A 12,619-nucleotide genomic window follows, 5' to 3' on the forward strand; every position below is an offset into this window, starting at 1 on the left:
AGAATTTTACAATACAGAAAGATATCAATGGACATTAAGCAGAATGACCCCGGAACAATTCCGAGGTCATCTAATAGCTGCTTAAATGGACTTTTTATAAACTGTCTAATTTAAAGGGAACAGTTCAATGGACAAACCCATCTTTTTTGGATATAGCGGTTATCACCTTACATACGTTATCCATCTAATGCATTGATCGCTTCAACGATTATAACTTCTTCTTCCTCAGTAACTGTCCTGAGATCAAGACGTACTTCTTCATCCTTTATCCGTACAATGATCGGTATATGGTTATCGCGTAAAAGGTTAGCCAAATAAGACGCGCCATTATCATGTTTTAAAACCAAACAGGAAGTTGGGAGTCTAACTTCGGGCATTGTGCCACCGCCCACTTTTGAAAAGTCATCTGTAATACTAATCTCCAGATTAGGGCGCGGAATAATTTGATCTTTTATCCTACGGGTTCTCATCTTAATCTCATAAGGTGTTTTTAAAATATCCCTAACTGTCGGAATAGATAAAATTTCTTCATTAAGATAGGCATTCAAGGTTTCATTCAATGCCGCGATCGTAAATTTATCGACACGAAGGACACGAGCGAGCTGATGTTTCTTTAAAATATCGATATATTTCTTTTTACCAGCGATGATACCTGCCTGCGGCCCACCTAACAGTTTATCTCCGCTAAATGAAACTAAATCAATCCCTTGATCGATTATCGAAGAAACCACTGGCTCTTCACCTATTCCATGTGATTGAAATGGATAAAGTGCCCCACTCCCTAAATCTTCATAAATAATAACTTCTGGTGAATTTTTTTTAAGTTTCCTTAATTCTTCAGAAGAAACACTTTTTGTGAATCCAATCACTTTAAAGTTGCTCGTATGTACTTTCATAACCATCGCTGTATTATCAGACATCGCGTTTTCATAGTCAGCATAATGCGTTTTATTTGTTGTACCTACCTCTTTTAACCGTGCTCCGCTCTCTTCCATGATCGATGAAACACGGAAGGAACCTCCGATCTCAACAAGTTCACCTCGGGAAACAATAACTTCCCTGTTTTTTGCTAGAGCCTTTAAGATGAGATAAACTGCTGCAGCATTATTATTTACAACGAGAGCAGCTTCGGCACCAGTGGTTCGTTTGATTAAGTCTTCTGTCAGGTCGTGTCTTGACCCTCTCTTTCCTTGTTCAAGGTTATACTCCAGATTTGAATACATAAAAGCGGTTTCGGTCATTCTTGCAACTGCCTTCTCACTTAGCCTGGATCTTCCCAGGTTCGTATGTATGACGACACCGCTCGCGTTGATGACTTTGTGGATCTGATTATTATGACTGCCTAATTTTTTTATTACGGTTTGTTTTATGAGTTCATGGATATCAGTGTTCAAGTCAACGGCATGTAAATCATGTTGAATACGAGTTCGCCAAAGCGCGACCGTATCTCGAACAGTACGTGTTATTTCCTTCTCATTGATACCATTCACTTCAATACTGATTTCTTTCGTTATTTCATGAACTGAAGGCAATTGCCTTAAAAGGTCAGACTTGTGCAAATGAAACTCCTCCTAAAAGGCTTAAATAGATATCCTTAAAGGAGGAATTTCCATTTAAGCTTTTAATTTTTCAAGTTCTTGAATGATAAATTCATGATCTGGGAACTCGCCAGTTTCTTTTTTCGAATAAATATTTTTGCCATTAACCGATACTTCGAAGACCCCGCCTGAACTTGGTATAAGTTCCAGGGAAGGTATTGTTGAGCGGAAATGGCTGAAAAGGTCTTCCGCGAGACTCGCGGCTTTTGGTGCAAAGTTTCACATCATGCAGAATTCAATACTAATTTTCATCATTCATCCTCCTTTTTAACACTATTTTAGTATATCCTTAGCCAATAAACAAAAAAATTGTTTATACTACCTTTAGGAGGTGCGTTAAACCTATGACAAGTAATGATAAAATAAAACTTACTCATCTTTCATCAAAAGGTGGTTGAGGCTGCAAAATTGGTCCTGAAGACCTGGCGCAAGTTTTGCGTCACTTACCAGAAAGAGAATATGACCCTAACCTATTAGTGGGGCTTGATACATCTGATGATGCTGGAGTCTATAAACTAACGGACGAACTCGCTATGATTCAGACAGTTGATTTCTTTACTCCGATCGTTGATGATCCATATATGTTCGGCCAGATTGCTGCTGCAAATTCATTAAGCGATGTCTATGCAATGGGCGGACGTCCTACTACCGTCATGAATATCGTTGGTTTTCCGATTGGAGTATTAGGTCATGATGTATTGGCAGAAATTCTTAAAGGTGCTTCTGATAAAGTAAAGGAATCTGGCGCGGTTCTTGTAGGAGGGCATTCCATTGACGATGCTGAACCGAAATTCGGTTTATCTGTAACTGGGCTTGTTCACCCTTCAAGAGTGTTCAAAAATATTGGTGCACGACCTGGGGACGCACTCGTTCTTACTAAACCAATCGGTGTCGGGATTCAAACTACCGCCATTAAGAAGGACAAGCTAACATCCGAACAACTTGATCTTGTAACCGAAACGATGGCAGAACTAAATAAAACAGCTGCAGAGTGTTTAGAAGGTCTCTCCCCTAACGCTGTTACTGATGTTACCGGATTCGGCCTGCTCGGACATGCAACAGAAATAGCAAAAGGTACTGAAGATATTACCATTCAAGTTAATTTTGAGGACGTTCCAATCCTTCCTGGCACAATAGAACTGGCTCGCGAAGGTGTAGTTCCTGGTGGATCAAAAGCAAACCATCGCTGGATACAAGAAGACGTACTGTATGGTGATCATCTTGAGATTTGGCAGCAGCATATTTTATGTGATGCCGTAACTTCCGGAGGGTTACTAGTAAGTCTCCCAGAAAATGAAGCAGATGAATATATCAAACGCCTTCATGCTGAAGGAAAAAAGTTTGCACGTATTGTTGGCAAAGTTTCAGAACGAAAAGAAAAACCAATTATTGCAAACTAAAAAAACTCCGGGTTTTCCGGAGTTTTTTTAGTAGTTATAGGTTTGAGCAAAAGCTTTTTCGTCGAAATTTTCTGGGGAGCCATCAAAAATGAGTCTTCCCTTTTTTAAAGCGATGATTCGGGTGGCGAACTTTTTTGCGAGACCCACATCATGAACGTTGATGATAGACACCAAATTACGTTTTTCATGCGTATCTTTTAAGAGATGGAAAATCCTTTCAGCCGTACCTGGATCTAAACTTGCAACAGGTTCATCACCTAGAAATACTTTTGGATTTTGGATGAGGGCTCTAGCTATTGCAACCCTTTGCTTTTGTCCCCCGCTCAGATTCTCTACTCTCCTGGTCGGTTCGACTGTAAGTTCCACTTGATTGATCGCCTCTATAGCAGACATCCTTTCACTTGAATTAAATAACCCAAGCAAATTTTCATAGGATTTCTTATAGCCGAATAATCCGGTTAGAATGTTTTGAACAACACTCATCCTAGGGATCAAGTTAAAATGCTGAAAAATCATCCCTGTTTTACGTCGAACTTCTAAATTCTCCTTAGGGGACATTTCAGTGAGCGATTTATCGCCCCATTTTATGGTGCCTTCTGTTACCGGCTGGAGTCCATTTATGCAACGAATAAAGGTAGATTTCCCTGCACCACTCTTTCCGAGTACACAAACAAATTCGCCTTTATTAAACGCGATGTTCAAATCCTTCAAAGCTGGTTCTGAGGCACCAGGATATAAAACTGACACATTTTCAAATTTGATCATCTTACCACCTAAATTACCTTTTCCCGTATTTTTCCGCCAATGTAATCTACAAGAATCACCATGATCATAATTAATAGAACATCTACAGACACTAGCTGATATTGGAATGTCTTAAAATGAATAAATAGCTGCTGCCCGATTCCGCCGCCGCCAATCATCCCTAATATGAGGGAAGTCCTGATCGCGACTTCAAATCGGTAAAAATATTGAGACAATACATTTGGCCAAATTTGCGGCAGGATGGCGAAGAGATTTCCGATCCAACGATTAGCTCCTACGGCAGACATGGCTTCCATCGGACCTTTATCAGATGCTTCAATCAATTCTGAGATGAGTTTACCTAGCACCCCTATATTATGCAGAACAATTGCAATTACTGCCGGAAATGGGCCGAGCCCTAACGTAGTTAATAATATTAAACCAAAAACAAATTCAGGGACCGATCGCAAAAAACTAAGATAAAACCTAGTTGTGGTGAAGACCAAACGATGGCCGCTCGTATTTCGTGCTGCTAGAAAACTCAACGGAAGTCCGATAATTAAACCGAACAAACTCCCTAAAAATGCGATTGCAATCGTTAAAAGACTTTCTTGAAATAAGTACGGAAGACTTTCTAAGTTCATGGGAAACCATTTTGATAAAAAGTCTCCCATGTTTTTAAAGTCTTGAAATTTAGAAAGGTCGAACTCTGTCAATCTCATACAAAAACCTGCAAGAATACCAATGATGAGATAGACAATGAACTGTCTCTTTTTAAACCAAACCATTGTTCCCCTCTATTCTTTAATCATACCTTCTTTTATAGCTGCCTTACGGATACTTTCATAATCTTTGTTCTCCGCTTTCGTAAATCCGGTAGCTCCAAATGCATCAAGGATTTCTTTGTCTTTGATATCTAAGAAAATATCTTGCAGCTCTTTAATGGTCTCTTTATCTGTATTTTTTGAAACTGCCCAAGGATATTGAAACAGTTTTTCAGACTTCCAGATCACTTTAAACTGTTTGCCATCCACTGTTCCTTCTTCAACAAGCTTGTCATAAATGGCACTATCAATCGCACCAACATCAACTTGTTTATTTTGAACAGCAAGTGCAGTAGCATCATGTGAACCAGTGAACCTCACGTTTTTAAATTCATTATCAGCTTCACTCTTATAGACACCTTCATCCTTCAATTTGATTCCTGGTATCAAGGAACCTGATGTTGAAGAAGGATCACCAAAAGCAAATCTCACATTCTTGGCATCTTTTATCATATCGTCAATACTCTCATACTTGCTGTCTTTATGCGTAATTAAATATGCATAATAATAAGGTTCTCCTTTAATCAGTTGTGTCACGATTGCTTTAGCACCGCTTTTCTCTTGTGCAACAACATAAGTAAGAGGTCCGAAATACGCCATATCGATCTTGTCATAGTTCATTGCTTCTACTACCCCATTGTAATCAGGGTAAGAGGTGATTTTTACTTCCCTGTCCATTTTTTCACTCAAGATACTTTGAAGTTTATCTAGCGCGCCCTTCATCTCACCTTCTGTTTGAGCAGGAACAACTCCTATTGTAAACACATTATCCTTCTTGCCAGCGTCCTTTTTTTCTTCCTTTTTACCGCATGCTGCTAGTAATAATGCTAGTATTACAAACAATAATCCTATTTTTTTCATTCGTTTCTCTCCTTTATCTTTTCATACAAAGTGACGTATGATTGGATTTCCTTTTTTATATTGTGGTTCTCTTTTACAGTCTGATACCCGTTCCGGATCACTTTTTGTACAAAAATCGGATCTGATAACAGTTTTAATATAGAATCATATAATTCATTGCTATCACGATACACAAGACCATTCACTTTATCTTTTACAATACTCGTATTCCCCGTGTTATCTCTCGCGATAACAGGTCTATGTACACTCATAGCTTCCAATAAAGAAGTCGGCTGCCCTTCTGAAATAGAGGTATTTATCACAATATCCGCCCACTGATAAACTACTTTCATCATAGACAAATCAACTTCAGGCAAATAATGAAGCCACTCATATTTCTTACAAGCACCTCTTACTTCTTCAAATACCGTTTCATCCAGATTTGCACCTATGATCAAAAACACTACCTGCGGATATTCAGCTTTTAATTTTTCTAAAACAGGTACGGCATTGAGCACATCTTTTACACTCCGCAGACCAGCGGGCAATAAAATTTTTGGTAAACCTTTAGGCAACTTTACCTTCCTATCACCCTTATGGTCAGGTAAGTAAACGCTTTGCGGAATGATATAAACGTCCTTATCTAAAAATCCGTGATCATTTATGAGTGCTTCTTTTGCCTTATCCGTAAATACGGTTATTGCTTTTGCGTTATGCAGGAGCGGAGTATACCTTTTTTCATCTTCTTTTAACGAATGGTTAACATCTGTTCCACCTGAAGTAATGAGGTACGGTTTATTCAATGCGATCTGTTGTTTTTGAGCCCATCTTAAAAAACGGGCAAACTGTAAGATATGAAAAACATCTGCCTGTTCCATCTTTTCACGAATCTCTTGTGTAAAAGGTTCTTCTTCGTACGCATAAATATAGACAGAAACATCTACTTGTTGCAGGCCGTATTGGATTCTTCTTGCTGTTGTCGAATTCCCGCGATTTTGATGATAATACGGAGTAAAAAACATGACTCGTAATGCACGTTCCTTCAATACTTACACCCATTTCCTTAAATTAGCATCTCTCTCAGTATACCCTTTCGCATCCATACATTCTAAAATCGGAATCAAAAACTTTCTCGAAGTATGAAGAACGCTTTTTGCTTCTTGTACAGTAAAACTCTGTTCTTTCTTACTTTTTAACAGTTCAACTGCCGAATCGAATGAGTTCTTCCCAATTAAAACATCGTCAGAAAGAACAAGTGCTTTATCTTGATTAATCAAAAAATACTTAAAATCTGAGAAAAGGTCTTCCGGTAATTGCTGTTCTTGATAGATGGAAAATAGATCATCTGGTTCAAGTTTCTTCTCTTCCAGATTCTTTACAACTTGAGACATGCGTTTTTCCCACTTCGTCGGATAATGTGATTCGAATGCAGGCAGGTGAAGAAATTGATCAGTTATTTTAATAGAAGAAGTTTGAATCAATTTATCAATTAACGTCCTTCTTACTTTTTGGTGAAGTCCGCCTTTTAAAGATTGTACAACCTCAGCCAACGGAATACCTTGCCTTAAAGGGTAGTCATCATGAAACGCTTTTAACTTTTGAATAATTTCGGTCTCTGATCGTTCAATTGTTACTTTATCTATATAATATCCTTGCAAACATACAATTGAATGCTGATCAACTAGTTCTTGCATAATCTTATTTAATGAATTCTCTTCGATATCCGTAAGCTTCACTAATTCTTCAAGTGTCAAAGATCCATTCTTCTGAAGGGTATGTAAGACTCTTTCTTCGGGTGTCCCTTCAAACTTTTCCTGAAGCATTCGAACGGTATCTTGTCCAAATTTATAAGTTGTTCCGTTTGGATCGATCACTGCTCCACCTCCGATAGTTTCTTCTGGAGATGGACGTCGGATGATAAAACGGTCGCCTCGTTTAGTAACGATTGGTTCGTTCAAGCGCACTTGACAAAAAATTTGATCTGGAGTGTGTTCTAGTTCATTTCGATCAAATAATATAAGCTTCCCCATGACTTCAGCGGTTCCCGTGTAAAACTTGATCTGTGTTCGCTGCTTTAACTTGCTTGTCCATTCTTTACTCGTGTTTAATACAAGGTCCACTGTTTCAGTGACTGAAAAAACCCCTGGGGTTAGTAAAACATGGCCTCTCCTCAAATCGTTCTTTGATCCTCCTGAAAGATTGATAGCAGCTCTCTGACCAGCCATAGCACTTTGAACATTTTGTTTGTGAACTTGCAGTTTTCTCACTTTCACTTTTTCGCCGGCAGGCTGAATATCTAGTTCATCACCTTCATGAACTTCACCTTCGTATACGGTTCCCCTAATAACCGTACCTTGACCTTTTACTGTAAAGATATGATCAATTGGCAGACGAAACGGTCCAGATGAGGTTCTTGTGTTTGTATTTGCCAGATGTGCAGCAATTGCTTTTTTTAGATCATCAATACCATTCATGGATACACTATCAACAAAATGAATGTTAAAAGATTGAAAGACAGAATCCTTGATCAGCTCAGAAATGTCATCTTCAATAAGATACTTCATATCATCATCAACCAGATCAGACTTCGTAACAACAATGATTCCATTTTGAATTTCAAGAAAGGAAAGAATCTCAAAGTGTTCTCTTGTTTGGGGCATGACACCCTCATCGCCCGCTATCACCAACAAAACAAGATCGATCCCAGCAACTCCCGCAATCATTTGACGGATTAATTTTTCGTGACCGGGTACATCTACGATTGATGTATGGATGCTATCCGTTAAAGGAAACGGGGCAAAACCTGGTTCTATTGTGATCTTGCGTGACTTCTCTTCCTTCAAAGTATCTGTATCCACACCACTTAGTGCTTTTGTTAAGGTTGTCTTTCCATGATCGATATGACCTGCCATACCGATTGTATAATAGTTTATTGTCATCGATAAAACCACCTATATTCATACTCTTTTACACTTTATGAAAAGAAATACAAAAACACAAGATTTATACCTTGGTATCTAATCATACTACCATTTACCATTGGTCAAACAAAATTATTTCCCAAACCCCTTATGCATAATTGTATAAATATTCACCTATGGATACACACAGTTTATCCACAACTCAAGTTATTCACAGTTGTCCACAGGCGTTGCTGTTATAGTGCTCATTTTCATCTGTTATATTGGTTGAACTGTTATAGTCAAGGTTCACGTCCTGTATTAGTGCATCTATTTGAGCATACTTTCAATCCACTAAAGAAATCTTAGTGTATCTATCATTAAAGCAAAAATCTTTGTATGATAGAAAGTAAGTATAAATACAAACAATAGCAAAGTGGTGATTCTTTGACTTTTATAGAAAGCCTATCGTTAGCTGTGGTAATCGTACTTATTCATTACGTATTTGAGAATAAAAGATTTGCAGGTAGAGGCATTATAGTACCTGCGATAGAATTAATGGTATTAACCCTTGTACTTTTTGTTGTATCATTTTTTGTGAATTAACCACCTATTTTGAAGAAAATCACCTCATCTAATGGGTGCATTCTTCGAATATGTAGATCGATCTTTACAAGATAAAATTTGATGGTCTATCATTAATAAAGACACTGGAAGTCTTAATTTGGTCCTGACTCCCCTCCCCTACCCTTAATCTCGCATAGAGGAAGAACAATGTACTTGGATTTTAAATTTCAATAGTCTATACTAGTCTTTGTAATAAATGAATCTCTCAATTATTCTCATTCATTTCCTTGGGGCCAGATGTGTAGCTGGTGCTTGCCTAGGTCTTCAAAACCTTTTGGGAGGCGCGTGCCGTCTCCGGTGGGTTCGATTCCCACATGGTCCCGCCAAATAAAATACATAAGAGGTGGATGCATTGTCTGGATGGTTCATCACCTTTATCGTTTTCTGGTCCATTTTTTTGTTTACGATGTTTGCCATTGGTGGTTATTTCATGTTCCGGAAGTTCTTAAAACGCCTTCCAAAAGAAGATGGTAAATCCATCTTGGATTGGCAGGAGTATTATATTAAAGAGACAATCCACTTGTGGAATGATGAACAAAAAAAGTTATTAAATGAACTCGTAGCTCCAGTTCCTGAACTTTTCCGTGATGTTGCAAAAGAAAAAATTGCAGGCAAGATCGGTGAGCTCGCCTTAGCTGAAAAAGCAGATTCAATGACAGAGGATTTAATCATACGAGGCTATATCATCGCTACGCCAAAACGGGATCATAAATGGCTGATTAAAACACTGGAAAAGAAAAATATTGATATAAAACCCTATCAATCACTGCTCGCATAAAAACCCCTGAACCCAATTTAGGTTCAGGGGTTTTTCTATAAAGCAATCTCGTTCTGCTTTTTCTTAAATAAAAATAACATGGCTAACCGCCAAGGTAAGATCATACCAAAGGCTACGATGAAAAATAATGAACTTGTTTCAAAAAGTGAAACCGAAGCCCCGATATACCATTTTAACGCTAAGCGAATGGCAAACAATCCGATGATGATGAAGATGAAAGCTTTTGAGCGAACAAGGTATACTTGATCTCCCCTAATTTCAAACTTACTTGTCATGATCAGAAAGATCGAAAACATCATTCCGACTAAAAAGGCCTCCCCTGCTTCGGTCCAAGTGACATGGAAAGCAGGAAATACAAATTGGAGAAAGCCTGTGCTCATCGCAATTGGTGGGATAATAATCTTTTTAGATGTTACAGGTTCTCTCGTTTCCCTCATTCTAAAGTTAAAAATAATAATTCCCATGATGATGGCGAAACAAGTACTAGCTATTAAGAACACGATCAGTTACCTTCCTCTTCAACGTTTTCAACCTTGTCTTCCGCAATGGAAAGGATGATCGTCATCGTTACTCCAATAACCGTTAGGTAAACGCCAAGATCAAACAACATCGCCGTAGCTAGTTCTGTTTTCCCTAACAAGGGGAGATAAAAATAACCAAAAGAATGACTTAAAAACGGAACGTTCAGAACAAAAGAACCCGCTCCGGTTAATATGGCAATCAATAAACCTGATGCTATCATGTATGTAAAATTGATCGGCAAAATTCTATCCACTGGCTTCAGACCATAGGAGATATAAAGAAGCAATAACGCTCCCGCTCCCATCAATCCCCCTATAAAACCCCCTCCAGGTGCATTATGACCTGCAAATAACATGTTTACAGAAAAGGCTAAAATAACGAATACAATGATCGTTGTTGTTGTTTTTAAAATAAGATCATTTGAGCGTGATGACATGTTGCAATTCCCCTTCCTATATCCTTAAAAGCCTTGGAATCCACCAAAAACACGGTTGATTAAAAATGAAGTCAATTGAGTCATCCAATTAAAATAAAGTAGTATACCCATGATGACCATTAGGCTTCCGCCAACTTTCATAAACTGACGATTAAATTTTTTTATTACTTTTAGCTTATCCAAAAAGAAACTTAAAACAAAAAATGGAACAGCAAATCCTAATACATAAGCAATCATATAGGTTAACGATGCAGCTGGATTGGATACTCCGAGTGCAATAACTCCTGCAAGGATTGGCCCCATACATGGTGTCCAGCCAGCAGCAAAACCGATCCCGATAAGAACAGAACCAAAATAACCAGTTGGTCTGGATTGAAATTTCATCTTTTTATCTTTCATTAAAAATTCAGGTGAAACAACACCTATGACCACTAAACCAAAAAAGACAATGATAATAGCTCCGATCTGCCTTAATAAGGATTGGTACTCAACAAAAATTTCTCCGATAATTGTTGTAGACAAACCCAATACAATAAAAATAACGGAAAACCCTAATAAGAAAAAGGTGGTATGTAGTAGCGCTCTCTTTCTGAGCATCGCCTGTTCTTCTTTTAATTCCTGAACCGATATTCCAGTTATATAAGATAAGAACGCTGGATATAACGGCAAGCAGCATGGTGAAATAAAAGAAAGCAGTCCAGCGCCGAAAGCGAGCCAAATATTTAGATCGGTCATTGAAAGAAGCTCCTTTATACATTCTCTCTCTATCTTAAAGAAAATAGACAATTAGTTCAATCATTAAGAAAGACAGCCATTAAACAGGCTGTCTTCTCATATAATTATGGCTTTTTCAAATATTCTTCTAACGTGACCCCGCGATCATGTATTTCCTTAGCATGTTCTTTTCCCACATACCTTAGATGCCATGGCTCATACTTATATCCTGTTACATCTTCTTTACCTTTAGGGTATCGGATGATGAATCCATATTGATAAGCATTTTCCGCAAGCCACTTTCCTTCTTTTGTTTCACCAAATTTTTCAACGAGATCATAGTTTACTTCAGGTGATGTTACATCAAGCGAAAGACCGGTCTGGTGTTCACTTTGTCCAGGTTGGGCACTCGTTTGATTGGCTTTCTCCTCACCATATTGTTGCGCATTATAAGCAAAGATTGAAACTTGGGTATCGTAAGAGCGATAACCTGATTGAGCAAGAAGTTGTAAACCTTGCTCTTCAGCTCCTTTAAATAGAAGTTCTATAGAAGCTGCAGCTTCTTTTCTTAATTTCTTTTTAGGAAGATCCTCTTTAAAAGGAAATGGTACGTTAGGAATGACTAGATCTACTGGTTCATAGTCCGCCGGGAGATTTCGTTCCTTATTTGCTACGATGAGCATGTCATTTAAGTTTTGAACAACTGCTTTCCCATCTCCCGAAACCGTTACCGTATCATTGAGCCAAGGAAGATCTTTTTGTTGGGTTTGTTCTTTTTCTTCATCGGTTTGAGTTGGTTTTTCTTCGTTTTGATCGTTTTGTTCAGCATGATGTTGCTTATGATCGTTTTTCTCTTCAACTTTTTCATCTTTTGATTGGTTAAATGCTGAGTTCCATTTTTGCTCAGCCCAGTCTACAGGTTTACAAGCAGAGAGGACTAACACGCTTCCGACAAGCACTGATGTTAATACATAATTCTTCAAAGCACTCTCATCCTTTAGTTCAGTTTGTTTGTATGCTATCTTATCATAGGATAATTTACAAATAAGTCAATAACCTAATAAAGAAGTTCATATATTCGAAAAATATTAGTTAATTAATAGGATGTTCAACCTTATCAGTTCGGCAGATTATACAAACAACTTCTATTGATTACCACCCATTTTAAAAATAACAAAATTAATCCTAACAACCAAATGATTGAACTGATAAAAATAGAGGACTAAACCAAAAGTA

Annotated in this window: 14 protein-coding genes and 1 tRNA gene; 4 read left to right on the forward strand and 11 right to left on the reverse strand. The window is 38.0% G+C overall.

Going from position 1 to position 12,619, the window contains the following annotated elements:
- A partial coding sequence (locus M3206_RS19155; protein WP_425590697.1) for an IS3 family transposase occupies positions 1–85 on the forward strand: 85 nt, incomplete at its 5' end.
- Positions 86–176: 91 nt separating this feature from the next.
- Here M3206_RS19155 and selA read toward each other — a convergent pair.
- Positions 177–1,559 carry an L-seryl-tRNA(Sec) selenium transferase gene (selA, locus tag M3206_RS01625; protein ID WP_251310767.1) on the reverse strand — a complete coding sequence of 461 codons (1,383 nt, stop codon included), beginning with the start codon at positions 1,557–1,559 and terminating at the stop codon, positions 177–179.
- Between the two features lie 54 nt (positions 1,560–1,613).
- Positions 1,614–1,850 (reverse strand): Rdx family protein, encoded by a 237-nt coding sequence (locus tag M3206_RS18955; protein WP_425590692.1) that lies wholly within the window; start codon positions 1,848–1,850, stop codon positions 1,614–1,616.
- A gap of 92 nt (positions 1,851–1,942) precedes the next feature.
- Between M3206_RS18955 and selD the strand changes: the two genes are divergently transcribed.
- The gene (selD, locus tag M3206_RS01635) at positions 1,943–2,998 is read left to right on the forward strand and encodes a selenide, water dikinase SelD (RefSeq protein ID WP_251310768.1); all 1,056 of its coding nucleotides are present in this window, start codon (positions 1,943–1,945) and stop codon (positions 2,996–2,998) included.
- Between the two features lie 27 nt (positions 2,999–3,025).
- Here selD and phnC read toward each other — a convergent pair whose 3' ends face one another.
- From phnC to selB, 5 genes are read right to left on the reverse strand one after another with little or no spacing between them, the layout of a single operon-like run.
- Positions 3,026–3,763 carry a phosphonate ABC transporter ATP-binding protein gene (gene phnC, locus M3206_RS01640; RefSeq protein ID WP_251310769.1) on the reverse strand — a complete coding sequence of 246 codons (738 nt, stop codon included), beginning with the start codon at positions 3,761–3,763 and terminating at the stop codon, positions 3,026–3,028.
- Between the two features lie 8 nt (positions 3,764–3,771).
- The gene (phnE, locus tag M3206_RS01645) at positions 3,772–4,530 is read right to left on the reverse strand and encodes a phosphonate ABC transporter, permease protein PhnE (protein WP_251310770.1); all 759 of its coding nucleotides are present in this window, start codon (positions 4,528–4,530) and stop codon (positions 3,772–3,774) included.
- Between the two features lie 9 nt (positions 4,531–4,539).
- Positions 4,540–5,427 carry a phosphate/phosphite/phosphonate ABC transporter substrate-binding protein gene (gene phnD, locus M3206_RS01650; protein ID WP_251310771.1) on the reverse strand — a complete coding sequence of 296 codons (888 nt, stop codon included), beginning with the start codon at positions 5,425–5,427 and terminating at the stop codon, positions 4,540–4,542.
- Positions 5,424–6,452: a glycosyltransferase family 4 protein gene (locus M3206_RS01655; protein ID WP_251310772.1), complete on the reverse strand. Its 1,029-nt coding sequence runs from the start codon at positions 6,450–6,452 to the stop codon at positions 5,424–5,426. Before M3206_RS01655 ends, phnD begins: the two co-directional genes overlap by 4 nt.
- 3 nt (positions 6,453–6,455) lie before the next feature.
- Positions 6,456–8,345: a selenocysteine-specific translation elongation factor gene (gene selB, locus M3206_RS01660; protein ID WP_251310773.1), complete on the reverse strand. Its 1,890-nt coding sequence runs from the start codon at positions 8,343–8,345 to the stop codon at positions 6,456–6,458.
- An 817-nt stretch (positions 8,346–9,162) separates the two neighbouring features.
- On the opposite strand from selB, the gene M3206_RS01665 reads away from it, so the two are divergent.
- Both M3206_RS01665 and M3206_RS01670 read left to right on the forward strand, forming a co-directional pair.
- Positions 9,163–9,259, forward strand: a tRNA-Sec gene (locus tag M3206_RS01665).
- A 26-nt stretch (positions 9,260–9,285) separates the two neighbouring features.
- The gene (locus tag M3206_RS01670; RefSeq protein WP_285876653.1) at positions 9,286–9,711 is read left to right on the forward strand and encodes a DUF2621 domain-containing protein; all 426 of its coding nucleotides are present in this window, start codon (positions 9,286–9,288) and stop codon (positions 9,709–9,711) included.
- Positions 9,712–9,746: 35 nt separating this feature from the next.
- Here M3206_RS01670 and M3206_RS01675 read toward each other — a convergent pair whose 3' ends face one another.
- The 4 genes from M3206_RS01675 to M3206_RS01690 form a co-directional block, all read right to left on the reverse strand.
- Positions 9,747–10,211, reverse strand: coding sequence for a CcdC family protein (locus M3206_RS01675; RefSeq protein ID WP_251310774.1), 465 nt, complete (start codon positions 10,209–10,211; stop codon positions 9,747–9,749).
- 2 nt (positions 10,212–10,213) lie between these two features.
- Positions 10,214–10,669 carry a Na(+)/H(+) antiporter subunit B gene (locus tag M3206_RS01680; RefSeq protein WP_251310775.1) on the reverse strand — a complete coding sequence of 152 codons (456 nt, stop codon included), beginning with the start codon at positions 10,667–10,669 and terminating at the stop codon, positions 10,214–10,216.
- Positions 10,670–10,693: 24 nt separating this feature from the next.
- The gene (locus M3206_RS01685; RefSeq protein WP_251310776.1) at positions 10,694–11,404 is read right to left on the reverse strand and encodes a cytochrome c biogenesis CcdA family protein; all 711 of its coding nucleotides are present in this window, start codon (positions 11,402–11,404) and stop codon (positions 10,694–10,696) included.
- A 104-nt stretch (positions 11,405–11,508) separates the two neighbouring features.
- Positions 11,509–12,366: a M15 family metallopeptidase gene (locus M3206_RS01690; RefSeq protein ID WP_251310777.1), complete on the reverse strand. Its 858-nt coding sequence runs from the start codon at positions 12,364–12,366 to the stop codon at positions 11,509–11,511.
- Between the last annotated feature and the right edge of the window lie 253 nt (positions 12,367–12,619).

Origin of the sequence: Fictibacillus phosphorivorans (assembly GCF_023715845.1) — a bacterium.
GTDB lineage: Bacteria > Bacillota > Bacilli > Bacillales > Fictibacillaceae > Fictibacillus > Fictibacillus phosphorivorans_D.

What these genes read in the sequence shown, in the direction of transcription:
- selB (WP_251310773.1), bottom strand. Translation starts at nt 8,345, where the DNA reads ATGACAATAAACTATTATACAATCGGTATGGCAGGTCATATCGATCAT.
- phnC (WP_251310769.1), bottom strand. Translation starts at nt 3,763, where the DNA reads ATGATCAAATTTGAAAATGTGTCAGTTTTATATCCTGGTGCCTCAGAA.
- M3206_RS01680 (WP_251310775.1), bottom strand. Translation starts at nt 10,669, where the DNA reads ATGTCATCACGCTCAAATGATCTTATTTTAAAAACAACAACAACGATC.
- phnD (WP_251310771.1), bottom strand. Translation starts at nt 5,427, where the DNA reads ATGAAAAAAATAGGATTATTGTTTGTAATACTAGCATTATTACTAGCA.
- phnE (WP_251310770.1), bottom strand. Translation starts at nt 4,530, where the DNA reads ATGGTTTGGTTTAAAAAGAGACAGTTCATTGTCTATCTCATCATTGGT.
- M3206_RS01685 (WP_251310776.1), bottom strand. Translation starts at nt 11,404, where the DNA reads ATGACCGATCTAAATATTTGGCTCGCTTTCGGCGCTGGACTGCTTTCT.